Origin of the sequence: Methylocystis silviterrae, assembly GCF_013350005.1 — a bacterium.
GTDB classification, from domain to species: Bacteria; Pseudomonadota; Alphaproteobacteria; order Rhizobiales; family Beijerinckiaceae; genus Methylocystis; species Methylocystis silviterrae.
Genome location: NZ_JABVWW010000020.1, coordinates 1 through 26,830, shown reverse-complemented (window position 1 = coordinate 26,830; position 26,830 = coordinate 1). Strand labels below are relative to the sequence as shown.

30 protein-coding genes and 1 tRNA gene are annotated in these 26,830 nt (G+C 63.2%); 15 read left to right on the top strand and 16 right to left on the bottom strand.

The features are described from left to right. Positions 1-81: 81 nt before the first annotated feature. The 3 genes from HUN39_RS16030 (at position 82) to HUN39_RS16020 (ending at position 2,718) form a co-directional block, all read left to right on the top strand. Entirely contained in the window at positions 82-1,551 is a 1,470-nt protein-coding gene (locus tag HUN39_RS16030; protein WP_175095480.1) for a TolC family outer membrane protein, read from the top strand. 207 nt (positions 1,552-1,758) lie between these two features. Continuing rightward, the gene (locus HUN39_RS16025; protein ID WP_232366154.1) at positions 1,759-2,352 is read left to right on the top strand and encodes a PopZ family protein; all 594 of its coding nucleotides are present in this window, start codon (positions 1,759-1,761) and stop codon (positions 2,350-2,352) included. Positions 2,353-2,457: 105 nt separating this feature from the next. Continuing rightward, positions 2,458-2,718: an FtsB family cell division protein gene (locus HUN39_RS16020; RefSeq protein ID WP_232366153.1), complete on the top strand. Its 261-nt coding sequence runs from the start codon at positions 2,458-2,460 to the stop codon at positions 2,716-2,718. Here HUN39_RS16020 and HUN39_RS16015 read toward each other — a convergent pair. The 5 genes from HUN39_RS16015 to HUN39_RS15995 form a co-directional block, all read right to left on the bottom strand. Next, on the bottom strand, positions 2,715-3,605 hold the full coding sequence (locus HUN39_RS16015; RefSeq protein WP_175095507.1) for an MBL fold metallo-hydrolase: 891 nt from the start codon (positions 3,603-3,605) through the stop codon (positions 2,715-2,717). The two genes, HUN39_RS16020 and HUN39_RS16015, sit on opposite strands and share 4 nt — an antisense overlap. A 112-nt stretch (positions 3,606-3,717) precedes the next feature. Next, entirely contained in the window at positions 3,718-4,200 is a 483-nt protein-coding gene (locus HUN39_RS16010) for an SH3 domain-containing protein (RefSeq protein ID WP_175095477.1), read from the bottom strand. Positions 4,201-4,541: 341 nt separating this feature from the next. Beyond that, entirely contained in the window at positions 4,542-4,760 is a 219-nt protein-coding gene (locus HUN39_RS16005; RefSeq protein WP_232366152.1) for a hypothetical protein, read from the bottom strand. A 167-nt stretch (positions 4,761-4,927) separates the two neighbouring features. Next, the gene (locus tag HUN39_RS16000; RefSeq protein WP_175095476.1) at positions 4,928-5,362 is read right to left on the bottom strand and encodes a universal stress protein; all 435 of its coding nucleotides are present in this window, start codon (positions 5,360-5,362) and stop codon (positions 4,928-4,930) included. Between the two features lie 138 nt (positions 5,363-5,500). Then, positions 5,501-5,576, bottom strand: a tRNA-Ala gene (locus HUN39_RS15995). Positions 5,577-5,751: 175 nt separating this feature from the next. Between HUN39_RS15995 and HUN39_RS15990 the strand changes: the two genes are divergently transcribed. From HUN39_RS15990 to HUN39_RS15965, 6 genes are all read left to right on the top strand, one after another. Further along, positions 5,752-6,048: a YggT family protein gene (locus HUN39_RS15990; protein WP_175095475.1), complete on the top strand. Its 297-nt coding sequence runs from the start codon at positions 5,752-5,754 to the stop codon at positions 6,046-6,048. Then, entirely contained in the window at positions 6,041-6,385 is a 345-nt protein-coding gene (locus HUN39_RS15985) for a DUF167 family protein (protein WP_175095474.1), read from the top strand. The genes HUN39_RS15990 and HUN39_RS15985 overlap by 8 nt, the downstream gene beginning before the upstream one ends. A 3-nt stretch (positions 6,386-6,388) precedes the next feature. Continuing rightward, positions 6,389-7,447 (top strand): MaoC family dehydratase, encoded by a 1,059-nt coding sequence (locus tag HUN39_RS15980; RefSeq protein ID WP_175095473.1) that lies wholly within the window; start codon positions 6,389-6,391, stop codon positions 7,445-7,447. 48 nt (positions 7,448-7,495) lie between these two features. After that, positions 7,496-7,912, top strand: coding sequence for a PRC-barrel domain-containing protein (locus tag HUN39_RS15975; protein WP_175095472.1), 417 nt, complete (start codon positions 7,496-7,498; stop codon positions 7,910-7,912). Between the two features lie 75 nt (positions 7,913-7,987). Further along, complete coding sequence (locus tag HUN39_RS15970) at positions 7,988-8,407, top strand: PRC-barrel domain-containing protein (protein ID WP_175095471.1); 420 nt, start codon at positions 7,988-7,990, stop codon at positions 8,405-8,407. 145 nt (positions 8,408-8,552) lie between these two features. Continuing rightward, a complete protein-coding gene (locus HUN39_RS15965; protein WP_175095470.1) occupies positions 8,553-9,023 on the top strand; it encodes a PRC-barrel domain-containing protein in 471 nt (156 codons plus the stop codon). 151 nt (positions 9,024-9,174) lie between these two features. On the opposite strand, the gene HUN39_RS15960 is transcribed toward HUN39_RS15965, so the two are convergent. From HUN39_RS15960 to HUN39_RS15950, 3 genes are all read right to left on the bottom strand, one after another. Continuing rightward, positions 9,175-10,680 carry a replicative DNA helicase gene (locus tag HUN39_RS15960; RefSeq protein ID WP_175095469.1) on the bottom strand — a complete coding sequence of 502 codons (1,506 nt, stop codon included), beginning with the start codon at positions 10,678-10,680 and terminating at the stop codon, positions 9,175-9,177. 266 nt (positions 10,681-10,946) lie between these two features. Next, positions 10,947-11,510: a 50S ribosomal protein L9 gene (gene rplI / locus HUN39_RS15955; protein ID WP_029651279.1), complete on the bottom strand. Its 564-nt coding sequence runs from the start codon at positions 11,508-11,510 to the stop codon at positions 10,947-10,949. A gap of 52 nt (positions 11,511-11,562) precedes the next feature. Next, positions 11,563-12,549, bottom strand: a complete 987-nt coding sequence (locus tag HUN39_RS15950) for a DUF2232 domain-containing protein (protein WP_175095468.1) — start codon at positions 12,547-12,549, stop codon at positions 11,563-11,565. Positions 12,550-12,807: 258 nt separating this feature from the next. On the opposite strand from HUN39_RS15950, the gene HUN39_RS15945 reads away from it, so the two are divergent. Continuing rightward, positions 12,808-13,188, top strand: a complete 381-nt coding sequence (locus tag HUN39_RS15945; protein WP_175095467.1) for a copper resistance CopC family protein — start codon at positions 12,808-12,810, stop codon at positions 13,186-13,188. A 115-nt stretch (positions 13,189-13,303) separates the two neighbouring features. Here the strand turns inward: HUN39_RS15945 and HUN39_RS15940 are convergent, their stop codons facing one another. Both HUN39_RS15940 and HUN39_RS15935 read right to left on the bottom strand, forming a co-directional pair. Then, entirely contained in the window at positions 13,304-15,859 is a 2,556-nt protein-coding gene (locus HUN39_RS15940; protein WP_175095466.1) for an ABC transporter permease, read from the bottom strand. Beyond that, positions 15,856-16,545: an ABC transporter ATP-binding protein gene (locus HUN39_RS15935; protein WP_175095465.1), complete on the bottom strand. Its 690-nt coding sequence runs from the start codon at positions 16,543-16,545 to the stop codon at positions 15,856-15,858. Before HUN39_RS15935 ends, HUN39_RS15940 begins: the two co-directional genes overlap by 4 nt. A 107-nt stretch (positions 16,546-16,652) precedes the next feature. Between HUN39_RS15935 and HUN39_RS15930 the strand changes: the two genes are divergently transcribed. Genes HUN39_RS15930 through HUN39_RS15920 form a run of 3 tightly spaced genes read left to right on the top strand, consistent with a single transcriptional unit; the run spans position 16,653 to position 18,207 of the window. Next, positions 16,653-17,267 (top strand): arylesterase, encoded by a 615-nt coding sequence (locus HUN39_RS15930; protein WP_232366151.1) that lies wholly within the window; start codon positions 16,653-16,655, stop codon positions 17,265-17,267. Between the two features lie 30 nt (positions 17,268-17,297). Then, a complete protein-coding gene (thpR, locus tag HUN39_RS15925) occupies positions 17,298-17,867 on the top strand; it encodes an RNA 2',3'-cyclic phosphodiesterase (RefSeq protein ID WP_175095463.1) in 570 nt (189 codons plus the stop codon). A 25-nt stretch (positions 17,868-17,892) separates the two neighbouring features. Further along, positions 17,893-18,207 carry a hypothetical protein gene (locus HUN39_RS15920; RefSeq protein ID WP_175095462.1) on the top strand — a complete coding sequence of 105 codons (315 nt, stop codon included), beginning with the start codon at positions 17,893-17,895 and terminating at the stop codon, positions 18,205-18,207. 25 nt (positions 18,208-18,232) lie between these two features. Here the strand turns inward: HUN39_RS15920 and HUN39_RS15915 are convergent, their stop codons facing one another. The 5 genes from HUN39_RS15915 to HUN39_RS15895 all read right to left on the bottom strand — a co-directional run bounded on the left by HUN39_RS15915 (position 18,233) and on the right by HUN39_RS15895 (position 22,842). Next, the gene (locus tag HUN39_RS15915; RefSeq protein WP_175095461.1) at positions 18,233-19,021 is read right to left on the bottom strand and encodes a lysophospholipid acyltransferase family protein; all 789 of its coding nucleotides are present in this window, start codon (positions 19,019-19,021) and stop codon (positions 18,233-18,235) included. 66 nt (positions 19,022-19,087) lie between these two features. Then, positions 19,088-19,741 carry a YdcF family protein gene (locus HUN39_RS15910; protein ID WP_175095460.1) on the bottom strand — a complete coding sequence of 218 codons (654 nt, stop codon included), beginning with the start codon at positions 19,739-19,741 and terminating at the stop codon, positions 19,088-19,090. 147 nt (positions 19,742-19,888) lie between these two features. Continuing rightward, positions 19,889-20,848, bottom strand: a complete 960-nt coding sequence (locus HUN39_RS15905) for an ABC transporter permease (protein ID WP_175095506.1) — start codon at positions 20,846-20,848, stop codon at positions 19,889-19,891. Positions 20,849-20,864: 16 nt separating this feature from the next. Further along, a complete protein-coding gene (gene ftsE / locus HUN39_RS15900) occupies positions 20,865-21,527 on the bottom strand; it encodes a cell division ATP-binding protein FtsE (RefSeq protein ID WP_175095459.1) in 663 nt (220 codons plus the stop codon). Between the two features lie 205 nt (positions 21,528-21,732). Beyond that, positions 21,733-22,842, bottom strand: coding sequence for a two-component system sensor histidine kinase NtrB (locus tag HUN39_RS15895; protein WP_232366149.1), 1,110 nt, complete (start codon positions 22,840-22,842; stop codon positions 21,733-21,735). A gap of 140 nt (positions 22,843-22,982) precedes the next feature. Here HUN39_RS15895 and pyrC point away from each other — a divergent pair, with 140 nt between their 5' ends. Next, positions 22,983-24,284 (top strand): dihydroorotase, encoded by a 1,302-nt coding sequence (gene pyrC, locus HUN39_RS15890; RefSeq protein WP_175095458.1) that lies wholly within the window; start codon positions 22,983-22,985, stop codon positions 24,282-24,284. Between the two features lie 65 nt (positions 24,285-24,349). On the opposite strand, the gene HUN39_RS15885 is transcribed toward pyrC, so the two are convergent. Further along, on the bottom strand, positions 24,350-25,459 hold the full coding sequence (locus HUN39_RS15885) for a DUF3611 family protein (protein ID WP_175095457.1): 1,110 nt from the start codon (positions 25,457-25,459) through the stop codon (positions 24,350-24,352). 402 nt (positions 25,460-25,861) lie between these two features. Here HUN39_RS15885 and HUN39_RS15880 point away from each other — a divergent pair, with 402 nt between their 5' ends. Next, on the top strand, positions 25,862-26,503 hold the full coding sequence (locus tag HUN39_RS15880; protein WP_175095456.1) for a Kazal-type serine protease inhibitor domain protein: 642 nt from the start codon (positions 25,862-25,864) through the stop codon (positions 26,501-26,503). Positions 26,504-26,830 lie beyond the last annotated feature (327 nt).

The following is a 26,830-nucleotide window of genomic DNA, read 5'->3' as shown; positions in this document are numbered from 1 at the left end:
TTGCGTTCGGGTGTCATCGTCGAGACTGATCGCTGCCGGAGAGTGGCGCGCACGTCGTCGCGCGAAGATAGGTTGAGAACAATGAGAATTGACGGGTTTGGCCTCGGGTGGCGGCGGTCGGCCAACGTCCTGTCCTGCGCGTCCGCCGCATTGGCGATAACAGCGGTCGCTCTTTCGCCGGGTCGGGCCTCTGCGGAGAGCCTTCTGTCGGCTCTGGCGCGGGCCTATTACGGCAACCCGGATCTCAACCAGAGCCGCGCCAATGTGCGGGTGCGCGACGAAGACGCGCCGAAAGCCAAGGCGGGGCTTCGGCCGAAGGCCAGCATCACGGCTCAGTACGGCGCGCAATATGCGGCGATCAAGATTCCCTTTGGCGGCAGCAGCAGCCAACAGTCCGGCGCCGCGTCCGGCTCGAGCGGCGATTTTCAGGACACCTACGTGGGCTACCCACGCGGCGCGACTCTGAACATGTCGCAGACGATATTCGACGGCTTCCGCACGGAAAATTCCGTGCGTCAGGCGGAGTCGGGGGTCTTCGCGGCGCGCTCGACGATGCGCCTGACCGAGCAGGCGACCCTTCAGAACGGCGCTACCGCCTACATGAACGTGCTGCGCGACACTGCGGTGGTGTCGCTGCGCAAAAACAATATTTCGGTACTTGAGGAACAGCTCAAGCAGAGCCGCGATCGTTTCCAGGTCGGTGAAGTGACTCGAACCGACGTCGCCCAGGCGGAAGCCTCGGTCGCGCTGGCCCGTTCGGATTTCTATGCCGCGCAGGCGCTGCTCAAAAACAGCATGGCGAACTACCGCCAGATCATCGGCGCTGAGCCAAAACACCTTGAGCCGGGGCGCAGCCTTGAGCCATTATTGCCCAAGTCGCTGGAGCAGGCGATCGCCATCGCATTGGTGGAGCATCCCGGCGTGACCGCAGCCTTTCACCAGGTGGACGCGGCGGCGCTCGCGGTCAAGGTCGCGGAAGCCGCGCTTGCGCCGAATCTCTCCGTCAACGGCCAGGTGTCAAATCAATATGACTCTTTTCTCGGATTGCCGGGATCGAAGCAGTTCACTGCATCAGCGATAGCGCAGCTGAATGTCCCGCTCTATCAGGGCGGCTCCGAATATGCCTCAATTCGCCAAGCCAAGGAGCAACTCGGCCAGGCGCGGCTGAATGCCGATGTTCAGCGCGAGAGCGTCCGCGCAAGCGTCGTTTCGAGCTACGGACTCCTTGACACCGCGAAGGCGTCAATCACCTCCGGACAGGCGGCGGTGAAGGCGGCGGAGACCGCGCTCGCCGGGGTGCGCGAAGAGGCCAAGGTCGGGCAACGCACGACCCTGGATGTGCTGAATGCGCAGCAGTCTCTGCTCAACGCCAGGGTCAACCTCGTGACGTCGCAGCGCGATCGCGTCGTAGCCTCTTATGCGGCGCTGGGGTCGATCGGACGCTTGTCGGCGCAAGAACTCAACCTCGCGGTCGCGCTCTATGATCCGAGCGTTCATCTCAATCAGGTGCATGACCTGTGGTTCGGTCTCGACACGCCCGACGGTCGATAAGAATTTCGCGAATGCGGGTGACATCATAGCGCGAAAAGTGTGGAATTCGTTCGGACCGAGTTGATTCGCGAGTTTAGCGCGGTCAGAGATCCGGTCCACCCTCATGCGCGGCCCTTTCGCGCAAAGCGGCAGAACTCCATGAGCGCAGCGAACGCATCCGCCCCGTCGCATTCGTTGCAAGACGAAGCGCGCGCGAACGAGCCGTCAATGGAGGAAATTCTCGCTTCCATCCGTCGTATCATCGCCGATGACGACAGCCTGCCGGGCGCGCGTCGCGATGATCGCCGCCGCGCGCGCGATATCGACGCGGCGCGCAACGCCTATCCGGCGCCCGTGCTCGAGAGACGCCAGGACGAACCGCCGTTCATTGACGACGACCTCGACGGGATCGAGGAAGCAAGGGACGTTCGGCTGGTGTATGTCGCCGGCGCCGCTCCTCAGGAGACGGGACCCGAACGGACGGAAGCCGAAGAGTCATCTGAGATTGAACGCGTGGTTGAGCGCCAGGAGCCGGGCATGGAGATTTGCGATGTTGCGCCGGTCGGGGATAGGGCGTTGCTTTCGGACGAGTCCGCTGCGACGGTGGCGTCAAAATTTCAAGCGCTCGCCGCTGGCGTAGCGTTCAGCGAGAGCGATATTCTCGACAGATGCGCAAAAGAGATGCTGCAGCCGATACTGCAGCAATGGCTCGAGGCGAATCTGCCTGCGCTCGTGGAGCAGCTGGTGCGCGCCGAAATCGAGCGGCTGGCGCGGCCTGCAAACCGCCTGGCGGCCTCGGCCCGCAAATCGAGTCAGCCTTAACGACGCTTTAAACGGGTCGAAGCTATCCTCGCGGCCATGCATCGGCTCCGAGTCCTGATTCATACGCTCGTGTTCCCGCTCAGCCTCTATACAGTGGCTGGCGTCATGGCCGCCTATTTCATCTGGCACGGCGTTAACGGTCAGCGCGGGCTGAAGATTGGTGAAGAATACGAGCAGAAGCTCGAGCAGTTGCGTTTCGAGCGCAACCTGCTCAAGCTTCAACGCATGCACTGGGAAAGCCGCTTGGCGCTCATCAAGGGTGAAACCGTGGACGCCGACATCCTCGAGGAGGAGGCGCGCAAGCGACTGGGGCGGACGCACAAGAACGACGTCGTGATCTTTTTGCCGGCGCCGGGCGCGCCCTAGCCTCGGCGCGGCGAGAAACGCGCCTGCAAGACCGGCTGTCCCGTGCAGTCGACGAGGCCGCGCGAGATCAGATCTTCGAGATGGGCGAGGGCGGTCATCGCCGCCGCGAGGTGGAGACGTTTGTCGACGCCCTCGTAAATATGCGCGACGATCTCAGCAATCGTTTCGTCCCCTAATTCGAGACGCTGAAGAATGGCGGCCTCGCGCGCGCGCCGGTGATGAAGCAAGGCGCGCAGAAAACGCTGGGGATCTTGCACCGGTTCGCCGTGCCCCGGCCAGTAGATGCGGTCACCACGCCCGCGCAGCTGTTCGACCGACGCCATATAGGCGCCCATGGAGCCGTCCGGCGGCGCGATCACGGTGGTCGCCCAGGCCATCACATGGTCGCCGGTGAAGAGCGCCTCCTCCTTCGCGAGCCCGAAGCAGAGATGGTTCGCGGTATGACCCGGCGTCGCCAGGGCCACAAGCGAAGCGTCGCCGATTTCGAGCGTGTCGCCATGCCTCAGCACGATATCCGGCACGTAGATCGGATCGTGGGCTGCGTCGAAGTTGGGGGCGTCGAGGCCTCGCGACTCGCTGGGCATGTAGGGAGCGCAGCCGGCGATGATTGCGCCCGTCGCCTCCTTCAAGGCGCGCGCCGCCGGCGAGTGATCGCGATGCGTGTGGGTCACCAGCACGTAACGCAGTCTTTCGCCGCCGATGCTTGCAAGCAGCGCCTCGACATGCCGCGGGTCGTCAGGTCCGGGGTCTATGATCGCCACATCGCCATTTCCGACGATATAGCTGCATGTCCCCATGTAGGTGAACGGGCCGGGATTTGGCGCGATCGCGCGTCGCGTCAGCGCCGAGACGCGCGCCGAAACGGCTTTGTGTGTTCCCGCTTGAATGACGGCGCCCTCATCGCGACCGAGGGAGGCCGCACGGCATCATAAGGCGTCGGAGGCGCGCTCGAAAGAGTGCGGCGCGGCGGTGGGATGTTCCAGCGCCACGCCGCGCAGATTACATCGGGAAGAGGGAGTCCTGACGCTGCAGTTCGGATTGCAGAGCGTAGCCCTTTTTCCCGCCGAAATTGACCTTGCACCAGGTCGTCTCGCCCCAGCCATAAACGCAGGAGCCGATGTTGACCGTGGTGTTCTCGGGGATGCTGCCGATGATCTTGTAGTTGACCCCAGGGCCTTTGTAGATGGCGACATCGTTGTTGGTGGTCACCGGTGCGATGTCGACGTTGTTGCCCTGCGTGCCGAGCACGCCTGCGGCGACGAAGCCTTTCACGTTCCCCGCCTGAATCTGGCACCAGTCGCGTTTCCAGCCACCGCCACAATCGAGCACTGTGACGTCAACGCCGGCGGGCAGCTGGCCGATGACGGGCCACTTCGGGCTGGGGCCAGACCGGACGTTCGCGGCGCTGGTCAGCGGGCTGGCGAAAGCGGAAGCGCCGAACAGAACGGCGGCCGCTGCAGCGAATCCGATAATTTTCTTCATCTCTATCCTCCCCAGATAAAAAACTGGGCCGACAGCAAGGCCCGGTTCCGAAGACTAACGAAACCGGAGCGAAACGGTTCCGCCCAAGGCCGCAGTCCTCGAAATCACTCATATTCCTACGCCTGGCTTTAGCAAAGCGAAAGGCCGAGCCGGCCGCCGATCAAATTCCATTAGAGTTATCAAGAACGTTCGGGGCAGAGGAAAAAGCCGGCGAGCGAAAAAGAAGCGGCTTCGCCTGCCGGTTAAGGGAGACGCAGCCGCCAAGTTTTTCACGCGCGAACTCGAAACGCACGCTTCCGTGCCGGACGCGCGTGCGCGCAACGCCCGGCGCGAAATTCTGTTCAGTCGAACACCGCGCCCAGCGCGACGCCAAGCAGACCGATGACGACCGCCGCCGGCAGGATGGCGTAACCGCCCATCAACAGCGCGCCGATCGTGCCGCCGATTGCCGCGGCGATTGCGCCGCCGACGATCTTGCCGGTGTAGCTCTCAGGTTTTTCCGTCGCCGAACCGCCGGCGTTCTGCATCGCCTCTTTCGACATGGCATCCTCGCGAGACATTACTGATCGCCGCATCGACGCGTCGGTAGCAAAATCATGTGAGAGCGTGATGAGAGTTTCGTGAAGGCCGCGTCACCGAGGCGCCATTTTAGGTTCACATCGCGTGAGGCGTCGCCGCGGTCGTGAATGGCGAATCCGAACCAATGCTGCCGAAGCTATGGAGGGCCTTACGGCGCCGGGCCGCGCACCACCAGCACCGAGCATTGCGCGTGATTGACGATGGTCGTTGCGTTGGAGCCAATGAGAAAATGGTCCATGCCCGGCCGATGCGAGCACAGCACGATGAGATCGGCGCCCCATTCCTCGGCCTCGGCCAAGACTTTCTGATAGACCGGACCAAACAGCAGCGTCGTGGACACGCGTTCCGGCGCGCGGTCGATTTTGGCGGCGACCGCCGCTATTTCCTTCTCCAAGCCGCAACGAACCTGAACGGTGAAATTTTCAGGCACGTAGTCGAGAAACGAGATGGGCAGGAGCGATTGCACGTTGACGACGCGCATATCGCTGTCGAAGGCCTTCGCCAATTCCTGTGCGACGGAGATCGCCCGGTCGGTCATTTCAGGTTCGGTGATATCGATCGGCAGGAGAATTTTGCGATACATCGGCGCGCTCCGGGAGATTCTCTCACCGGATATGGCGCTGGACCCGCTCGAAACAATGCGGCGGCCGAGCACCGCGCGTCTCGCGGATTACGGCGGCCTTGCGCGGCAAGAGCGAGCCGTCCGCTTGGCGTGAACGGCTGGTGGAGCTGCGGGGAATCGAACCCCGGACCTCTGCAGTGCGATTGCAGCGCTCTCCCATCTGAGCTACAGCCCCGCTCCGGCGCGTGGGGTACACGGGGGGCGATATCCTGTCAATCGGGTTGGCGCGCCGTCGCGCCGCCAAGCGCTTGCCATCGCGAATTCTTGTCGCATGAGGGGGACGGCCAAGGATTGCCGCGGCGCGGCAGGGAGGCTAGACAGGGCGGAACCTCATCCGCTGGAAGCCGGTCATGTCCTACGCAATGGTCAAACTTCTTCTCACGATCATCGATATTTACTGGTGGATTCTGCTCGCCACGGTGGTCGTGTCCTGGCTCACCGCCTTCGACGTCATCAATATGCGCTCGAACGTCGCCTATTCGATCTGGAAATGGCTGAACGCCATGACCGAGCCGCTGCTCGGACCGATCCGCTCGGTGCTGCCCAGCGTCGGCGGCCTCGACATCTCTCCGCTCATTCTGCTGCTGCTCATGCAGTTCCTGCGCGATCTCATCGCCAACAGCGCCAGCGCCTACGCGCTTGGGTGAAGGAGGCGCGGATAAAGCATCCTCCGCCTGGGCGATCGAATCGGGGGGCGTCGCGCTTTACGTGCGCCTGACGCCAAAGGGCGGACGCGACGCCGTCGAAGGCGTGGAGACTCTCGCCGACGGCCGCAGCGTCCTGAAGGCGCGGGTGCGCGCCGCGCCGGAGAACGGCCGGGCGAATGCGGCGCTGATCGCGCTGATCGCCGCGACGCTAAGAACCCCTAAGAGCGCGGTTTCGATCCGCGCCGGCGCGACCAGCCGCGTCAAAACAGTTTTCGTTGCGGGCGCGCCCGCGCTTTTTCTCGACGCGCTGGCGAAGCTGGCGCCAACAAACGGTTAGGACATGAGCAAGTCGAAGATCAATGTCGGCAATTTCTTCGAGGACTTCAAAATCGGCCAGGTCATTCGCCACGCGGCGCCGCGTACGGTCACGGTCGGCGAGGTCGCACTGTATACGGCGCTGTATTTGCCGCGCTTCGCCGTGCAGTCCTCGACCGCCTTTGCGCAGGCGATCGGCTATGAGCGCGCGCCGATCGACGATCTGCTCGTATTTCATCTCGTGCTCGGCAAGACCGTGCCCGACGTCTCGCTCAACGCCATCGCCAATCTCGGCTACGCCGATTTCAAATTTCTGATCCCCGTCTATCCGGGCGACACGCTGTCGGCGACCTCAGAGGTCATCGGCCTTAAGGAGAATTCCAACAAGGAAACCGGCGTCGTCTATGTGCGCACGACAGGAGCCAATCAGCGCGACGAGACCGTGCTCAGCTATGCGCGCTGGGTGATGGTGAAAAAGCGCGACAGGGACGCCCCTGTGGGACCGGAGATCGTGCCCGATCTGCCGAAGTCCGTCGCCCCTTCCGAACTTGGCAAGGCCGCGCCGCCGATCAATGTCGCCGCCTATGACAAGGCGCTCGCCGGCTCCCGCTATCTTTGGGGGGATTACGAACAGGGCGAAAAAATCGACCATATCGACGGCATGACGGTCGAGGAGGCGGAGCACCAGCTCGCGACTCGGCTCTACCAGAACAACTCGAAAGTCCATTTTAATCAGTACTATGAGGCGCAGGGCCGTTTCGGCAAGCGCATCATCTACGGCGGCCATGTGATTTCCCTCGCCCGGGCGTTGTCCTTCAACGGCCTGGAGAACGTCTTCCATATCTCGGCTGTGAACGGCGGACGCCACGTCAACCCGCTGTTCGCCGGGGGCACGGTCTTCGCCTGGTCGGAGGTGTTGGAAAAGGCGGAGATTCCCGGGCGCGAAGATATCGGCGCTTTGCGCCTGCGGCTCGTCGCAACCAAGGACAAGCCCTGCGCCGATTTTCCGCTCCACGGCGCTGACGGCAAGCCGGATCCGGCTGTGCTGCTTGATCTTGATTATTGGGGCGTGCTGCCGCGATGAATCAGCTATGATCGCAGCCGTATCAAGGAAGTTGGGGAGATTGGTCTAATGAACAAAATTTTGCTTGTTGCGCTCTCATTCTGCATGGCCATCGCGGTCGCCCATCCTGTCCACGCGGAAACCGCCGCGCCGGACAGCAAGATCGTCGTGCCTATGGAAGCGTTGCCGCGTTATGGCTCGCTGGTTTCCGCCTGGTACAAAAAGCCGGTCTACGACTTGAACGATAAAAAAGTCGGCGTGATCACCGACATGCTGTTTTCAGGCGGCGAGATCAACGCCGTCATGCTCGACGTCGGCGGCTTTCTCGGCATCGGCGCGAAGCACGTCGCCATTCCGGCCAACGACATCACGGTCACAGAAAAGAACAACAAGACTTGGCTGACCATCAATACGACGAAGGACATCGTGAAGAAGGCGACCGGCTACAAATATGATGCGGCCGAACACGCCTGGAAGGTGAAGTAGCAAGGGCGCCGCGTTGTGAGAATTTCACGTAGCGCGCAGTCCGGCTGCCGCTCGTTCCAAAAAGGATTCTTTTCTATGCTGAAACGCGTCATCGTCGCAGCTTCGCTCGCTCTTGCCGCTTTCGCGCCGCTACCGGCTGGCGCCCAAAGCGCCCAAACCGAAACCGTTGTAGTCGTGCCGCTCGAAAGGCTGCCGGTCTATGGTTCGGTGGTCTCCGCCTGGTACAAGCAGCCGGTCTATGATCCCAATGAAAAAAAGCTCGGCTCGATTGCGGACATGCTGTTCTCCGCCGACGGCTCCATAAACGCCGTGATGCTGAACGTCGGCGGCTTTCTCGGCCTCGGCGTGAAGCATATTGCGATTCCCGTATCCGCGATCACCATCACTCAGAAGAACAACAAGACCTGGCTCACGCTCAATACGACGAAGGACCTGCTGAAGAAGGCCCTCGCGTATAAGTTCGACAAGGCCACCGGTCTGTGGGACCCGATTTGATCGGCTGAACCGTTCCAGACGCGCGCGGCGGCCGGTCGTCCGTTGGATATCTGCCGCGAAGCTTGGAACATCGGCCTCCGTTGCTTGTTCTAGGCGCACACGAACGGCCGTTCGTTGTGGCGCTAACAACAGCACGGAGACAGCCATGCTCAAGTCCTACGTCCTCGCCGGCGCGCTTATCGCGACGCTGTCAGGCGCAGCTTTGGCCGAACAGATGATGAATCGCACGACGGACCGCCCGTCCGGCGCCATGGACCGCTCGACCACGGGAACGACTGGTGCGCAGCCACAATTTCTGACGACGCTTCCGCAGAACGCGCTGCTCGTCTCGAACATCCACGAGCAGAACATTTACGATCCGCAGGAGAACAAGATCGGCGAAGTCAAGGATCTGGTGGTGGATCGCAGTGGTAAGATCAGCGCCGCCATCATTTCGGTGGGTGGTTTCCTTGGCATTGGCCAAAAGGACGTTGCGGTCGCCTTCAGCGACATCAAGGCCACTGAGCGCAACAACAAATGGTGGTTGACGGTGAACGCCACCAAGGATGAGCTGAAGAACGCGACGGGCTTCCGCTTCGATAAGAACAAGGGACTTTGGACCCTCGGCAGCAAGTAATACGCCGCTTGAACGTGGCCTGGCTGTCATTCCCGACGCGCGGAGCGCGATCGGGAATCCAGAGCAAGACCAGCGTTCTTGATTTGGCTCTGGATTCCCGGTCAGGCCTTCTGCCTGCCGGGAATGACAGGCCCGCGAACGCGAATTCACGTCACATCCGCGCCGGCAGCTTGTCCTCGTCGGCAAGATTGGAGAAGCGGGTGACCTCAGCCTCGAAGGCGAGCTGCACCGTTCCCGTCGGTCCGTGACGCTGCTTGCCGATGATCGCTTCAGCGCGGCCATGCGCGCGCTCCATCTCGGCCATCCATTGGATGTGTTCTTCGGTGCCTTCGCGCGGCTCGCGATTGCGCAGATAATATTCTTCACGATACACGAAGATGACGACGTCGGCGTCCTGCTCGATCGAGCCTGACTCGCGCAGATCGGAAAGCTGCGGCCGCTTGTCGTCGCGGTTCTCCACTTGGCGGGAGAGCTGCGACAGCGCGATGATCGGCACATTGAGCTCTTTGGAGAGAGCCTTGAGGCCGGTCGTAATCTCAGTGAGTTCCTGCACGCGATTGTCATTGCGGGAACGCGATCCGGCGAGCAATTGCAGATAGTCCACGACGAGCAGGTCCAGGCCTCTCTGCCGTTTGAGGCGCCGCGCCCGCGCGGTGAGCTGCGCGATCGAGATGCCGCCGCTCTGATCGATGTAGAAGGGAATGCTTTGCATCTCCCGCGCGGCGTCGGCGATGCGGCGAAAATCGTCCTCATTAATGTCGCCGCGGCGAATCTTATAGCTCGGCACGCCGGATTGCTCGGCGATGACGCGCGTCGCCAATTGCTCGGCCGACATTTCCAAAGAGAAGAAGCCGACGATGCCGCCGTTGATCGTCTTATGCGTTCCGTCGGGCTCAGCTTCGAATTGATAGGCCCGCGCGACATTGAAGGCGATGTTCGTTGCGAGGGCGGTCTTGCCCATGCCCGGTCGCCCAGCGACGATGATGAGGTCGGATTTTTGCAGACCGCCCATCTTTTCGTCGAGGTCGAGGAGGCCAGTGGCGACGCCGGACAGATGCCCATCGCGCATATAGGCGCTGCTCGCCATGTCGAGCGCGGTGGTGAGCGCTTCGGCAAATCGCTGAAAGCCGCCGTCGTAGCGTCCCGTCTCGGCGATCGAATAGAGCTGCCGTTCGGCTTCTTCGATCTGCGCGCGCGGCGGCGAATCGATCGGCGAATCATAGGCCGTGTTGACGATATCCTGGCCGATGACGATGAGATCCCGGCGAACCGCGAGATCATGAACGGTGCGGCCATAGTCTTCGGCGTTGATGATTGTCGTCGCCTCGGCGGCGAGTCGGGCCAGATAGGCCTGGATCGTCACGCCGGCCGGAAGCTCGATCTCGGCAAGAAACGTCTTCAGCGTCACGACGGTCGCGAGTTTGCCGGCGCGAATGAGCTGCGCCGCAAGTTCAAAGATGCGCCGGTGCAAGTCCTCGGAAAAATGCTCGGGCTTCAGGAAGTCCGAGACTCTGTCAAAAGCGTCATTGTTGACGAGAATCGCGCCGAGCAGCGCTTGCTCGGCCTCGATATTGTGCGGCGGCGCGCGATAGGTAGGCGCGTCCGGCTGCGCGACCTGAAACGCGCGCCGGCCCGCCAATTGTTCGATTGGTGGCATCGATGATCGGACTTGTTTGAGACCGTTCCGGGCTGCGAACGCGACGCGCGAGCCTGAGACGCCGTTAACAATACATTAACGCGTCGGCGCCGCCAGAGCCTTTTGTCCGCCGCAGCGAGAAGCGAGTCTTTTCCACATGGTGAAAAAGATTCGTTCAGCGCGCGTCCGACTCTTCTTGCATTTAAAAGAGAATCGGAGATAGGCCCGGGAAAACGAAACCGGCGGCCGAAGGGCCGCCGGCGATGGACGTGCGCGCGTACGGGAGCTTACATCTCGACGTCGCCGGCTTCCGCCAGAGCCGCGCCGACTTCCAGGCCGAGATCGTCCATCGACGTCTCTTCCCTGATCGTAGCGCTTTCGCCGCGCGCCTGCCGCTCGGCCTCTTCTTCCGAACGGGCCACGTTGATCGTGATCTTCACATCAACTTCCGGATGCAGATGCACGGGCGTCTGGTGAAGGCCGAGAGTCTTGATGGGGTGCACCAGGACGATCTGATCGCGATTGACCGAGAAGCCGCCCGCGGTCGCCGCCTCGGCGATATCTCGCGCCGAAACCGAGCCATAAAGCTGGCCGCTCTCGCCCGCCTGGCGAATGATGTTGAAGCTTTGACCGTTGAGCTTTTCGGCAACGGCTTCGGCTTCTTTCTTAGCCTCGAGATTGCGCGCCTCGATCTGCGCCCGCTGCGTCTCGAAATGCTTCTTGTTGTTTTCCGTCGCTCGCAGCGCCTTGCCGCGCGCTAGCAGGAAATTGCGGGCGTAGCCGTCGCGCACGCGCACGGTCTCGCCCATCTGGCCGAGCTTGGCCACGCGTTCCAGCAGAATGACGTCCATCTTTGCTACTTCTCCGAGATTGCGGGCTATGTCGAGAAAAACCGGGCGAAAGTCAATCCGGTTTTTGCATCGCGGTGGGCCCGGCGTCCGTCTTTCGGACGCGATAGTTGAAGATCAGGTCGGCGACGCCGAGTGCGGCGAAAAACAGCAGGGGCCACCCCAAAAATCCGAGGGTGAAGTAAATGATCGCCAGCACCAGGGCGCTCGAGCGCGAACCGCGCAAGTAGATATGCGCGACGGCGAGCCCTTGAAACGCAAGCAGCAGCCCCATGGTCGTCGCCAGCACCAGTCCGATCGCGCCGGCGAGGCCCTGGAAGAAGATCAGCGCGATTCCGCTCAGAAAGAGGCCGCCCACCGGCTTGGGCAGGCGGAATTCATTGGCGATGTCAGGCCAAGGGCGGCTGAGCACCTTTGACGCTTGCGCAATCCTTGCGGCGAGCCACAAATTGATGAGGTGGATCAGCAGACCATAGCCGGCGAGAAAGGCGGGGACGGCGCGCGCGACGGACCCGGAAAGCGTCGTCGGATCGATCTTATCGCCAAGGTCGCGCTCTTTCACCATAATGTCGAGCAGGATGAAGGCGCGCGCCCGGATCGGATTCAGCGCTTCGTCGAGCGTTCCGAAGGCGAGGGTGGCGACGATCAGCCAGAGAATGATGGCCGTCGCCAGAAAAGTCGCAGGCGCGAGCGCCGCCCAGCCCGGCAGATTACGAGTCAGCCTGTCCCGGCCGCCGCGGGGCGCGCCGAGCGCCGCATAGACTGCGGACCAGGCCGGCGCCGCGATCAGCAGAGCATATCCCATGCCGACCACCGGATGCAGCCAGAAGGTCAGGATGATCGACGCGAGTATCGCCGCCGTCGCCCCGTGGATCAGGCCAAAGGCGAAGGCGACGATCATGATCGGCAGAGGCGCAAGATGCGCTATGAGGAGCCCGCCGAAGCCGCCGCGCGCGACGACGGCGAAGATCACGGCCGCTGCGACGCCGCCGAGAATCGATACCGCGAAATTCGGCCAGGAGAGGGCGTTCTTATCGGCCAAGATTGGGTTCCGCTGACGGCGCGTCGCGCATTTGGCGCATGACGCAAAAGGCGCCGCCCGGCGGGCCGTCGACGCTCAAGCGTTTTAGGAGGTCGCAGCCCAAAGGGCAAGGCAGCGCAGCCGTTGGCGAATTTTGCACAAATTTCCTGTCGTCGCGCCGCGCCTCTCTCGTGCGCTCGCGCTTCGAACAAATCGCGCGTCGGAAAGTTATTTCTCCAGACATCGAGACGAGCGGTTAGCCGGTCGGGAGAAAGACAAATGAAGCTCATCAGATACGCTTGGGCGGTGGTCCTCGCCGCCGGGCTGGGCTTGTGCTCCGCGACGGCCGGTCTGGCTCATCATCAGTTCCTCGTCGAGTCGTTCCCGGCATCGAGACAGCGGATCCTTAAGCCTGTGCGCCAAATTAGACTGGTGTTTGAGGGGAAGGCTGACGCCGTCATCTCAACGATCACGCTCAAGAGCAGAAACGGCCTGGTGATCGCCAAAGCGACCCAGAAACAAGCCTCCAAAGAGTTGATCCTCGACACGCCGGTTCTGCAGCCCGGACTTTATGAGGTCGACTACCGTGTGCTCGCGACGGATGGCGCGATCGTCGAGGGCGCGTTTCCCTTTATCGTCGAGCCTTCCCTCTCTGCCTGAGCAGGTTCCGAAAAACGAAAAAGTTGACAGACTTTTTCGATGAGAACCTGCTCCAAGATTTAGATATTGAGCGAATCCTTATCGATCCCATGATTCCATTTGATCGGGCCGCGCTCTAAGGCTGGCGCAGCTCCGGTCCGGGACGTCTGGAGAGCGCCCGCCAGGAGCCGGTGAGGCCGAGGGCGATGGTGACGGCGAGAGTGGCGAGCGAGATCAGCGCCGTGGTCCAGGGCAGGAAGGCGAAATCGATCTTCATGAGGATCGTCGTCATCGCGTAGGCGGCGGCGGATCCGGCGGCGACCGCGATCAGGGAGGCGGCGAGGCCGACCAGCCCAAATTCCAGAGCATAGGCTGTCGCCAGCCAGAGGCGGGTCGCGCCGAGAGTCTTCAACACCACCGAGTCGTGCAGCCTTGCGCGCTGGCCGCTCGCAAGCGCGCTCGCAAGCGCCAGCACCGCCGTGACAATAGCGAGACCCGCCGCGGCGCGCGCGGCCAGCGCCAACTGTCCGGCGATCTTGTCGATCGCCGCTAGCGCATCCTTGACGCGCACGGAAACGATGCTCGGAAAGCGTTTCGCCGCCTCGCGCGCGAGCCGCGCGTCCCTGGCGTCGCGCGCCGCGACCGATGGCGCGCCATACGCCACGGTGAAGAGCTCGGTGTAGGGCGCCCCGGCAAAAACATTGGGCGAAAACACCATGATGAAGTTGATGGCGTAACTGCGCCAATCCACCCTGCGCAGATTGGCGACCTGCGCTGTTATCTCCCTGCCGAGCACATTGACTCGAATCGAATCGCCGATGGTCAGACCCAATCCCTCGGCGACCTTCTGCTCCAGTGATACGAGCGGCGGACCGACGTAATTCGCCGGCCACCATTCTCCTTCGGCGAGCGCGGAGTTCGCCGGAATTATGGGGGAAAATGTCACGCCGCGGTCGCCCTCGAGCGCCCATTTGGCGTCGTCGGCCACGGCGGTCTTGTCGATGGCCGCGTCTTTCACGGCGACGATGCGCCCCCGCATCATCGGCACATGTTCGATGCGCGCGCCGGGCGCCTCGGCAGAGAGGAAATCGGCAAAAGCCTCAGTTCGCGCCTTCGGCACGTCGATGAAGTAGAAGTTGGGAATCTCGCCGGCGTCGGCCCGCGCCAACTCGTTGTGAATCGCGCCTTCAACCAGCACGAGCGAAATGAGCAGCGTTTGCGTCAGGCCGATGGAGATCATCAGCGCCGGCGTCAGGCTTTTCGGCCGCCAGATATTGGCGAGCGCGAATCGCAGACGCGCGTTGCGCAGACGCGGAAGGCCGCGAGCCAGCCGCATGGCGACCCATGCCGCGCCGCGCAGCAGGGCGAAGGCCGCGACAGCGGCGGCGACATAGGCCGCGCCGAGCTTCACGTCGAAAGACGTGGCCATGACCAGCGCGGCGAGCGCAATCGCCGCGGCCCCTGCGCCGGCGCGATAGCGTGCGAGAGTCGCGCCCCGCGGGTCGTCGCGCAGCAGCGCCGCTACGGGAACTTCATGCGCGCGGCCCAGAGGAACGAGCGCAAAGATCAGGACGACGAGCAGGCCGTACAGAGCGCCATAGAGCGCGCCTTGCGCGTCGAGCGACGCCGATACGGGGAGATCGGTGAGATCGCGCAGCGCTTGCGCCGCGCCCCAGGGAATCGCCGCGCCGGCGCCGAGCCCCAGCAGGATGGCGAAAGACGCCGCCGCCAGAACCTGGGCGAGGGCGATCCTGAAGACCCGAGAGCCCTCGGCGCCGAGCGCCTTGAGAATGGCGAATTGCGCGCGCTTGCGTTCGACGAAGCCCTGTACGGCGTTCGCGACGCCGGCGCCGCCGGCGACAAGGGCGGTGAGCGCGACCAGGGTGAGCAGCTGGGCGAACCGGTCGAGATTGCGTGAGAACTGCGGCGAGACGGCGTCCCGCGTGCGCGACTCCCATCCGGCTTGCGGAAAGGCGTTCGCGGCGTCGGCGGCGAACGCCTTGAGGTCGGCGTCAGCGCCCTCGCGCAGCGTGACGCGGACGACATGCCGGACGATCGAGCCCGGCGTCACCAGTTCCGCGCCTGAGAGCGCGGCGCGCGTCATCATGACGCGCGGCCCGAAGCCAATTCCGCCCGCGAGCTTGTCGGGTTCGCCGCGCAGAATTGCGCGCAGCGTGAAGCGCGAAACGCCGATCATCACGGTGTCGCCGAGCTTGGCGTCGAGGCGCGCGAGCAGCATCGGATCGACCGCGACGCCCGGCAGCCCGTTTCGTTCCTCCAGCGCCTCGGCCAAGGGCATGTCGGGATCGAGCGCGACCGCGCCGAAGGTTGGATAAGTCGCCGGATCGACGGCTTTGATCTCCACCAGCGCGGCCTCGCCGTCGTCGCGCCGGGCCATCGCCCGCATCAGCGAAATTTCGGAAATCCGCCCGCGCGCCTCGAAGAAGGCGCGTTGCTCCGGCGTAAACTCCCGCGAGACGAGGCTGAAGGAGGCGTCGCCGCCCAATATCGTTCGGCCTTCCTTCGCGAGCCCTTGCGCCAGCGAGCGTGAAAGGCCGGAGACGCCGGAGATCGCGGCGACGCCGATGACGATGCAGGCGATGAAGACGCCAAAGCCGCGCGGGTCGCCGAGCAGGTCGCGCAGGGCGAAGCGCAATGCGAAGGGCAGGGCGACGAAGCGCACCGACGTCATGACGGCGCCCGCTCGCTCGTCTCGATGCGGCCCGAACGCAGCAGAACGCGTCGGCTGCAGCGTGCGGCGAGCGCCGCATCATGGGTGACGAGCACGAGCGTCGCGCCGCGGCGCCGCTGTTGCGCGAAAATGAGTTCAATGACTGCGGCGCCGGTTTCCGAATCGAGATTGCCCGTGGGCTCGTCCGCCGCGAGGATCAGCGGGTCGGGCGCGAGCGCCCGGGCGAGCGCCACCCTCTGCTGCTCGCCTCCCGAAAGCTGAGCCGGGTAGTGGGCCAGGCGCTCAGCGAGCCCGACCGCCGCAAGCTCGGCCTCGGCGCGCGCGAAAGCGTCTGATTTCCCGGCGAGTTCCAGTGGAATGGCGACATTCTCCAGCGCCGTCATGGTGGGGATCAGCTGGAAAGACTGGAAGACGATCCCTATGTTTTCTCCGCGGAAACGCGCCAGCGCGTCTTCCGAAAGGGCGCCAAGATCACGCCCGTCAATCCTGACGCTTCCGGCGTCGGGTCGCTCCAATCCGGCGAGGGTCATGAGCAAAGTCGATTTGCCCGAGCCGGAGGGTCCCAGAAGAGCGACGGTTTCGCCTTGCGCTACGCTCAGGCTGACAGTCTTGAGCACATGCACGCGGGCGGCGCCTTCGCCGAGCGTGAGATCGACGCCTTCAACTTCGATGACTTGTCGCAGCACGGAGCAAAACCTTGATAGATGCGCCGCATTCGACGCCCGCAGTCCAGTCGCCTTATTGCGCTTTCCGCCGTCCTCTCCAAGCCGCGGCTTTCGCGTCCTTAGCCCTCTTGACCATTGCGCTCACGTCCGCGCGCGCCGAACCTGTGCGAATCCTGGCGTTTGGCGACAGCCTGACGGCAGGGCCTGGCATCGGCGCCGAAGATTCGCTTCCGGCGCAGCTCAAGAGACGCCTGAGCGAGGACGGATATAACGTCGAGGTCGTCCAAGGGGGCGTTTCCGGCGACACGACGACGACCGGGCTCGCGCGCCTCGACTATACCCTTGGCGCCGGGCCGTTCGACATCGCCGTCGTCGAGCTTGGCGCGAATGACATGTTGAACGGGCATGATCCGAGGATAACGCGCGCCAATCTCGATCGGATTCTTGCGACTTTAAAGCAGAAAGGCGTTCGCCCGGTGCTGACGGCGATGGTCTCCAGCGCGAATCACGGGCAAGCTTACAAGAAGGAATTCGATTCGGTTTATCCGGATCTTGCCGCCAAACATGAGGCGCCGCTTGTGCCCTTTATCTTGGAAGGCGTCTGGGGCTCGCCCGCGCTCCTCATCCCGGACGGCATTCATCCCAACGCCGCCGGCGTGGCGAAGATCGTCAAAAAAATCGCGCCCTTTGTTGAAAGAACGCTCGTTTCCATGGGGGCGCGTAGGAATTCGCGCGCGCAATGAGGCTGCGCGATCCCGCTTGGGGAGGATGTCATGCCCAGACTGTTTACGGCCCTGGAGATTCCCCGCTCAATCGCCGAGAGCCTCGCGCGCCTGCGCGGCGGAATCCCCGGCGGCCGCTGGATCGACGTTGAGAATTATCATGTCACCTTGCGCTTCATCGGCGACGTCGATGACGCTTTCGCGCGCGACGCGGCGAATGCGCTCTCCTTCATCCGCCGTCCGGAAGTCACCGTCACCTTCGACCAGCTGACGTCGTTTGGCGGCGACAAGCCCCGCGCCATCGTCGCGCGCGCCCGGCCGGAGCCGACCCTCATGGACATGCAGGCGGAGCAGGAGCGGCTGTTGCGCCGGCTCGGCGCGCCGCCCGAGCCGCGCAAATTCATCCCGCATGTGACGCTCGCGCGTCTGCGCGGCGCCAGCGCCGGCGCCGTCGCCGCCTATCTCGGCGCGCGCGGCTATTTCCCGCCGCTGCGCTTCACCGCGGAGCGCTTCGTGCTCTATTCGTCGCGCGATTCCGTGGGGGGCGGCCCCTACATCGTCGAGGCGGAATATCCGCTGCTTGTGGCGCCGCAAGCGCTGACGGGCACGGCGGGAGGTTAGGCGCACGCAGAAACGGGTAAATATTTTGGCCGAGGCGCCCGAAAGTCCGATCCTGCAGCTGCTTCGCGACATGCGCGCGGAAATGGCCACGAAGAATGACCTGGCGGAGATAGTTGCTGAGTCGCGCGCCTTGCGCGCCGATGTCGCTTCGGATCTGAAGTCGCTCGACGCCAAAGTCGATGCAACCCGCAAGGATTTAAGCGAGCAGATTGTCGGATTGCGCCGAGCGGTGATCGAATATCATACGTCCGCGATCGGCCACGGCGTCCTCATCAGCGAACTTGAAGCGCGTCTTCGGCGGGTCGAGCAGCATCTCAACCTTCAACAGGACACTCTTTAGATTCGGCCGGAGGATGCGGCGTCCTTCATTCCTGCGCCGGCGCCATACGTTGGGCGTTTGCACGGCCCTTCTCGACGATTTCCGCCAAGGAAGGGTCTTTCGCGAGCGCTTCGGCGATCAATCGGTCGGACGCGGCCTCGATCTCCGTCGAGAGCTTGTCGAAAAAAGCGCGCGGCTCCATGCCGGGCGCGATCAAGGGCAGGAACTCGATCACGACGGTTCCCGGCCGGATGAGGAACGAGCGGCGCGGCCAAAACAGCCCGGAATTCACGGCGACGGGAAGCACCGGCGTTTCGGCCGCCGCGTAAAGATGGGCGATGCCGAATTTATATTGCGGCGGGGCGCCGGCCGGGCGGCGCGTGCCTTCGGGAAAAATGAAGAGCTGCCGTCCCTGGGCGAAAATCTTCTTCGATTTGGCGATCAGCTGCGGCAGCAGCTTGCCGCCCTTAGCGCGATCGATGGCGATCTGCTCGGCCGCCAGTAGGTACCAGCCGAAAAAAGGCAGCCAGATCAGTTCGTGCTTCAGAATATAGCTGAAGTCGGGAAACCTGATCGGCAGAACGAAGGTCTCCCAGATCGACTGATGTTTGCAGGCGACGATCACCGCGCCTTTGGGGATATTCTCGAGACCTCGCCAGTCGATCTTCGCCCCGCAGATTTTGTCGAGCAGCCAGAGAGTCGTGCGCCCCCAGGTGCGTCCAAGCTCCTGGTTGATCTGGCGCCGCATCATCAGGCCTGGCAGCCAGACGATCATGAGCGTGAACATGTTCAGGAAGAACACGATCTGGAAAATGAGGGAGCGCAGGAAGAGCATTGGCGAGATTCTGGGCGAAGGGGCGTGGCGCGCTTTTACGACGCCAAGAGGCGTTGAAACAAGATTTCAATCAGATGCGACGCTGTGGCGAAGCTGCGGGGGAGGCTCCGGCTCCTCGTATCCCTTGAAAAGCTTGGTGCGCAGCAGCGATCCTACGTATTTCATATATTCCTTCCCGACAAAACGGGCGACGCGCAGATTGCTGATCCAGTCGGCGACGTCGATATGTTCGCTGACGACCGGAAAGGGATAGAGCTCGACCTTCGGCAAGGCGGCTGAGATTTCGACCAGCGCACGCGGCATGTGGTAGTTCGACGTGACGACGATGAGCGTGCGGGTGATATTGTGCTCGCGCGCCCAATCGCGCGTCTCTTTGGCGTTGCCGGCAGTGTCGAGCGCCTGGTAGCCGAGGTCGACGCAGCAATTGAAGAGCTCTCGCGACACGGGCAGTATTTTCGCCAGCAAGGAGCTGCGGGTAGAGGGATTGACGCCGGTGATCAGCATGCGACGCGCCCGTCCGCTGGCGAGAAGGGTCGCCGCGTCGAGCACGCGATCCGAGCCGCCGGTCAGTACGACCACGCCTTCCGTCTGCACCGGAATGGAGAACTCCTCTCGCGGCAGCGACAGCGCGAAGCCGACAAAACCCAACAGGAGCGCCGCGGCGAGAACAGCGCCGCCAGCGAGGATCGCGCAGGCGGCCTTGCGGACGGCGCTACCCATTCTTCACTCCTTGGCGTGCGGGGGTCGTCAATCGTGGAGTCCTTCGCCCATGCTTCCTGACCAGAACGCGCGAGGCGCGATTCTGACACGACTATAGGGGCATTTCTGCGCCGATGTTATCGGGGCGGCAGATTTGGGCGAATGCGCTTAACCGAGCCGCTGCAGGTGGCGCAGCACAATGAACTGCGAGAGATAGCCGGTCAGCGCGGCGACGCCGCCAGCGAGCAGAACGATGACGACAAAGCCGCTCGCGCCAATTGTGAAATCGCCGAACATGGCCTCCATCTGATCGCCGCCGCCGGTCACGCGCCACCGCTGCGCGAAGAACTGCGCCAGGGCGAAAAAGGCGATGGCGCCGCCGCCGCCGATCAGCGCGCCACGCAATCCCAACGCCATGAAGCGATGCTGAAATTCGCGCGCGATGAACGAGTCGGCCGCGCCAACGATATGGAGCACTTCCACGATTTCCCGGTTTGTCGCGACGGCGGCGCGGGTGGCTGAGGCCACGGCGACGGCCATCGCCGCGAGGATAAAAACGAAGATGAGGGCGGCTATGGCCACGGCTGCGCGCGCCATATCGCCGAGACGCTCGATGAAGACATGATGATCGTCGAGCACGGCGTTAGGAACGGCGCGCTCGAGCTCCATGCGCAACTTGTCGAGATCCGCCCGATTTTCGGCATCGAGCTTCAGCACGATCATGCGGGGGGTGGGCAGTTCGGAGAGGTTCAGGCCCGCGCCGAGCCACGGCGTCAGCAACGCCTCGGATTCCGACTTGGCGTAGACTCGGGCTTCCCGCACGCCGGGCGTTCGCCGCATCGCCTCCGCCGCGTCCTTAACATCGGCTTCGACGTTGCGGCCAGGGACCGGACGCACCTGCACGGTCGCTTCGCGCGCGACGTCGCTGCGCCATTCGACGCTCGCATCGGCGACAAGAATGGCGACGTTAGCGGCGAGCGCGGCGAGGAACGTCATGATCGCGATGACGATCACCAGCGAGCGGCCGGCGACGGAATCGGCGGGCACCAGCGCGCTTTGCGACGGAATCTCTTCGGCGTCTTCATCGACGTCGGACGCGGCCGGGCGCATCGAGGACCAAAATCGTATCAGGGCCATCGTCTGCTCATTCGAAGATGTGAAGCCGGCCGTCGGCAAGCACAAGACGCCGCGCATCCTCATACTGGTCCATGAGGCTTAAGTCATGAGTGGCGATAATGACGGCGGTTCCGGATCGGTGGAGTTCGATAAAGAGGCGTAGGATCCGGCGCGCGAGAGTCGGGTCGACATTGCCCGTCGGTTCGTCGGCCAGCAGCAGTTTGGGTTGCGAAATCAGCGCGCGGGCGATCGCCGCGCGCTGCTTCTCGCCGCCCGAAAGGATGGTTGGGAACGCATGCGCGCGCTCGCCGAGGCCCACCCAGCGCAACAGTTCGACCACCTCGGCGCGATAGGTCGACTCCTCGCGGCCGAGCACGCGCAAGGGCAGGGCGACGTTTTCGTAAAGCGTCAGATGATCCAGAAGGCGGAAGTCCTGGAAGACGACGCCGATTTTGCGGCGCGTCGCCGCGACGTCTTCATTGCTGAGCGCCGCCGTGTCCTTGCCGAAGATGTTGATCAACCCGCGCGTCGGCCGCAGCGCCATAATGATCAATCGCATCAAGGTGGTCTTGCCTGCGCCTGACGGGCCGGTCAGGAACTGGAAAGAACGCGGTTTGATCTGGAAATTCACGTCTCGGAGCGTTTCGGCGCCGACGCCATAGCGCAAGCCGACATTCTCGAAGGTCAACACGAAGCCGTCTCTCCCTAAAGATGGCCCCAACGGCGGGGGTTCGAATGACGCTCGGGACGGATGCGCGACGCGCGACAATAGCAGTTCATCCCTGCTTAACCATAATTACTCTTAACGATCTCTTATCTTTGGACCTTTTGGCGTGCGACCGCACTTTGGCGCCGCGATCGACTGCGGCGTCTCCATTGCCTGCCTGACCGACCGGTCAGCGATCTTCCAGAGGCAATACGAAGCTGAAGAGGGTCCCGCCCCCGGGGTTGGGCTCCGCCCAGATCTTCCCGTTATGTGCTTCGACGATCGAGCGGGATATGGAGAGGCCGACGCCCAGACCATGCGGCCTCGTCGTCGTGAACTGCTCGAAGAGCCTGTCTTTGATCTCCTCGGGCAATCCAGGACCGGTGTCCGTGACATCGGCGCGAATGAGGTTGCCTTCGACCAGGCGAGTCGACACCTTCATCTCGCGTCGCTCGCAGTTCTGCATCGCCTCGACGGCGTTGCGCTTAAGATTGACGACGACCTGCTGTATCTGAACTTTGTTGATCACCACCGTGTCCGGCGACGCTTCGAGGTCGATCGCGGTTTTGACGTGATGTTCCTTGGCGAGCGCATCGGTGAACTCGCAGGCGGTTCGGATGACGGCGTTCAGACTTTGGGGCGCTTTCGACGTCTCTCCGCGCGCGATGAACTGGCGAAGATTGTCCATGATTTCCGCGACGCGGATGACTTGCGAGTCGGCGTTGTCCAACATCTTCTCGACCTTCTCGATCGAGAGCACTTTTTCGTTCAGACGCCGACGCGCGAAATTGAGATAGGCGCCGATCGCCGTCAAAGGCTGCTTGAGCTCATGCGCCAATCCGGTCGCCATATTCTCAATCAACTCAAGGCGATTCGCCTGAAGTTCCTGAACCCCCTGCTCAACGCGGCGCCTGGAGCTGAGATCGCGGATCAAAGCGATAAAAAGCCGTTCTCCGTCGCAGGCGACTTCGCTGACGACAAGCTCCACGGGAAAGACGGAGCCGTCCTCTCGCAGGCCTTCGATCCGTCGGCGAATGCTTGGCGTTCCCCGGCGCAGATAGTCGCGGCGGCGTTGCTTCGCCTCCGCCGTCAGCATGCCAAAATCCCGTCCGATGACGTCGCCAGGCGCATAGCCGAAGAGCGACGCCGCCTCCGCGCTGCTCGACCGCACCACGCCGTGCTCGTCGAGCGCAATGATTCCGTCGAAGGCGGCGTTCATCATCGCCGGAAGATCAGGGCGTTCTTCGCCTTCCGCCACGCTTGGCGCGAGTGGAGATTCTGGAGGGCTGAGGGAACGCATACGTTCTCCCCGGGGGCGCTCGGCACGCGCCGCTCGCAGCCCCAACCCGCGGTAGCTAGGCGCTTGCGGGATGAGTTCAACCCCAATACCCCCGATCCAGGCGCATTTTCAACCTACGAGAAATGGCCTAAGCAGACGCCATGTCGCCGACACAAGCTCCAGCGCCGCTGTTCCTTCTCAACGCACGGCTGATCGATCCGGGCTCGGGTCATCAAATGCGGGGCGGTCTGGTGACGCTCGACGGCGTCATCGCCGAGCTCGGCGAATCCGTTCGACAGGGCGACGCTCCCGAAGGCGCGCGCACCATCGACTGCGCCGGCGACGTCGTCGCGCCGGGCCTCATCGACATGCAGGCCTTCGTCGGCGAGCCGGGGGCGGAACATCGCGAAACCATCGCCAGCGCGACTTTCGCCGCGGCGGCGGGCGGCGTGACGACAATCGTATCGACCGCGGCGACGCAGCCGCCCGTCGACGATCCCGCCGTGGTCGATTTCGTTCTGCGCCGCGCGCGCGACACCGGGCGCGTGCGCGTCGCTCCGATGGCGGCGCTGACCAGAGGCCGCGAGGGCAGGGAGATCGCCGAGCTGGGGCTGCTGCAGCAGGCGGGCGCGGTGGCTTTCTGCGACGGGGCGCGCTCGGTGCGAAGCGCGCTCGTCATGCGACGCGCGCTCACCTATGCGCGCGATTTCGATGCGCTCGTCATTCATTTCGCCGAAGACCCCGACCTTTCCGTCGGCGTCATGAACGAAGGCGAATTTGCGCATCGGCTCGGCCTATCCGGCGCGCCGCGTGAAGCAGAGGCGATCATGCTCGATCGCGACTTGCGACTCGTCGCGCTGACCGGCGCGCGCTACCACTCGGCGATCGTGACGACGACGCTTGCGTTGGATGCATTGCGCAGAGCCAAGGACGACGGCTTGGCCGTCACCTGCGGAACCTCGATCAATCATCTGACGCTGAATGAGAACGACATCGGCGACTATCGCACCTTCCTCAAGCTCAGACCACCGTTGCGCCATGAGGATGAACGTATGGCGCTCGTTCGCGCGCTCGGCGAAGGCCTGATCGACGTTATTGTGTCCGACCACGATCCGCAGGACGTCGAAACCAAACGGCTGCCTTTCGCGGAAGCCGAATATGGGGCGATCGGCCTCGAAACGATGCTCGCGGCGGGGCTTCGGCTCGTGCATTCGGGCGACGTGGCGCTGACACGCCTGCTCGAGGCGATGACGTCGCGCCCGGCTGAAATTCTGGGACTGCCGCAGGGCAGGCTGCAAAAAGGCGCCCCGGCGGACATTGTCCGCTTCGATCCAGACGCGCCTTTCGTCGTCGATCCCGCGGCGCTCCACTCGCGCTCCAAGAACACCCCGTTCGATGGGGCGCTGCTGCAGGGCGTGGTCAAGACGACCGTCGTCGGGGGCGCAGTCGTCTACGAAGAATAGGCTCCAGGCGGGGACGGCAATTGATCGAGGTTCCGTCGGGCGCCTTTTTGCCGGTCGTTAGCTCCTCATCCCAGTCCGACAGCAAACTTATGTCGCGCCTTCAGCGTCTGCATGCTGAGCCAAACTGCAGCTCCAGCCCCAACGAAATGAGCAAGAAGCAAGTTAAAGTTCGCCATTAAGATGAAGACGTCGAGCGCGCGCACGATCCTGTCCGGATCGGTTATCGCGATCCCCGGCGGCTGCGACACGGTCTTGGCGACAAGCAGGGCGATGCTCAAGCCGACGCCGATGAACGAGACCATCGAGCCGAGCACATTGACGAGCGAACCTACGCCGAGAAACCACAACGCCGCTGGCTGATCGGCGGCGAGCATGCGCGCCGGATCGCGCATCAACCTGCCGGAGGCGATCGTCGAAAAGAGATTCAGGAACAGTGAAGCGAATAAGAGTCCCAGTCCGAAATACCCCCAATGGATCGGATCGCTGACCCAGACTGTGGAGCTGATCGATTGGCCAACCGCGCCAAAGGCGAGGAGCGGGGCGGTCAGGAACGCCAGGACGAAATCCAGCCAAAATCCGATCCAACCCATGAGGCGGATGCGACGGCCAAGATCCTGCCCGACCAGAGCCGATTCCGGCGAGAGCGCCAACGCCCTCCGTTGCGGCGCGGTGGCGACAAGCGCCGTGGACGTCGCGCGCCGCGCCGGTCCGGCCAAAGCGACGAAGCCCAGATATGCGACCAATCCGGCCGGGAGCGCGAAGGCGGCGATCCGGTTCATTGCGCGTGCGACGTTCGCGAAGTCCGGATCCGCCAGACCCGGCGATCCGGCCGAGATCCCCACGACGTCAAACGAAGCGCCGCTGAAAATCGCTTCGAATCCGCTGCTGACGACGAGCAGGGCCGCGGCCGCGTAGACGAATTGGCGCAGCGGATAGGCGGCGAACCGCCTCCACGCCGGGCCGACGCCGAAAGGGTAATTCGGAAACCAGGCGCGCCACAGATATTGAGCGGCGAGCAGGACGACGATCAGCGCGGCGAAGTTCAGCGCCAGATTTGTGAGCGGTCCGCCGATCGACGGCTCCCAGAGCCGCAATCCCCACGCGGCGAGGGCGAGCAAGGCGAAGAGGGCGGCGAACGCCCAATCGACCGGATCATCGAAGAAATCGTAGCGCAATTTTTAAAGCCGCATTTACGCCCCGCCACACAATCAGTTGGCGCGCGCGGCGGCGATTTCAACGCGCAGCGCTTTAGTCGCGGCCGCGTCGCATCATCCGGCGCAGGCGAGGGCTGCTGCCCGTTTGCAAACCGACACCTCGCGCTGCGATGAGATGAACAACGCGACGGGAAATCGCGCAGGCGCTGTTTCGTTCGGGCCTGCGAGAGCGGCGCGAGGCCGGACATCCGGCGTCGGGCCAGTTATCCGCGGAACGATTTCACACCTTCGCACGTTAGCCCAAGCGAACGGATGAGAGGTCTATTTTGGGCGCCCGATGATCTCGGCGCCGACGGCATTGGGGCTGGGCAGGGCGACAGGAACAGATATTTCGCAAACCCCATTTTTCGTGGAGTGCGGATTATGAAACGCGCACATGCCTTCAACGGCGCCCTCCTCGCACTGAGCCTTGCTTTCGCTGGAATTCCCGCGAGTTCACGCGCGCAGGCGGTGAAATCCAACGAAACCCTAAAGACCGAATATCAATATGCCGCCAAGGTCGTCTGTTCGCTGCTGGTTCCACATCAGGACGGAACTTTGGCGAAGGGCGTCTATCGGACAATCGTCAACATCCATAATCCGACCCGGAAGCGCTTCGCCATCGCCGCGAAAGTGGCGCTCGCGACGGAATTCGGGTCGGACCCTGGTCCGTTCAGCGTCACGCCGTTCAAGAAGGCGGAACTTCAGGCCGACGGCGCGACGGAACTGAATTGTTTCGACATCGCGGGCTATTTCTGCCCGATCAACGGCGTGTGCGTCGATTTCGCATTTCTTGAGGGGTTCGTGGTGATCAAGAGTCCCGAGCCGTTGGACGTGGTCGGCGTCTACACCGCCCGCCACTCTAATGGCGAAGTGGAAACCATGGACGTCGATGCGGTTCGCGAACGGCAGATCAGCGACGCGGTCGAGTTGACCGCGCCGGAGCCCAAATCCGAGATCAAGAGACACATGGATTTTCCGGCCAAAGGAAGCCCTGCGTTTCGCGGCAAGGAGCAAACGAAATAGAGGCAGGCGCATGTTTGCAGCGTGTGCCACGCCATATGTCCCCTGGAATAACGCGCGGCTATCGCGCAACGCGATACGGCCGGTGACTCGGATATGTCCGCATTCTGCATGTAACTGCGAATTGCCGGCGCCCCGGCCGGGTCGTCCCCGATAGCCCGGGGCCAGGCGCGCCCCTTGAAGAATTCCGGCAATAGCCGTAAAGGCTCGCCGCGCGCGAGCGACGGGCTCGTGACCACTCGGAACGAGGATCATGGCCAAGGAAAAGTTTTCACGCACGAAGCCGCACTGCAACATTGGGACGATTGGGCACGTCGACCACGGCAAGAC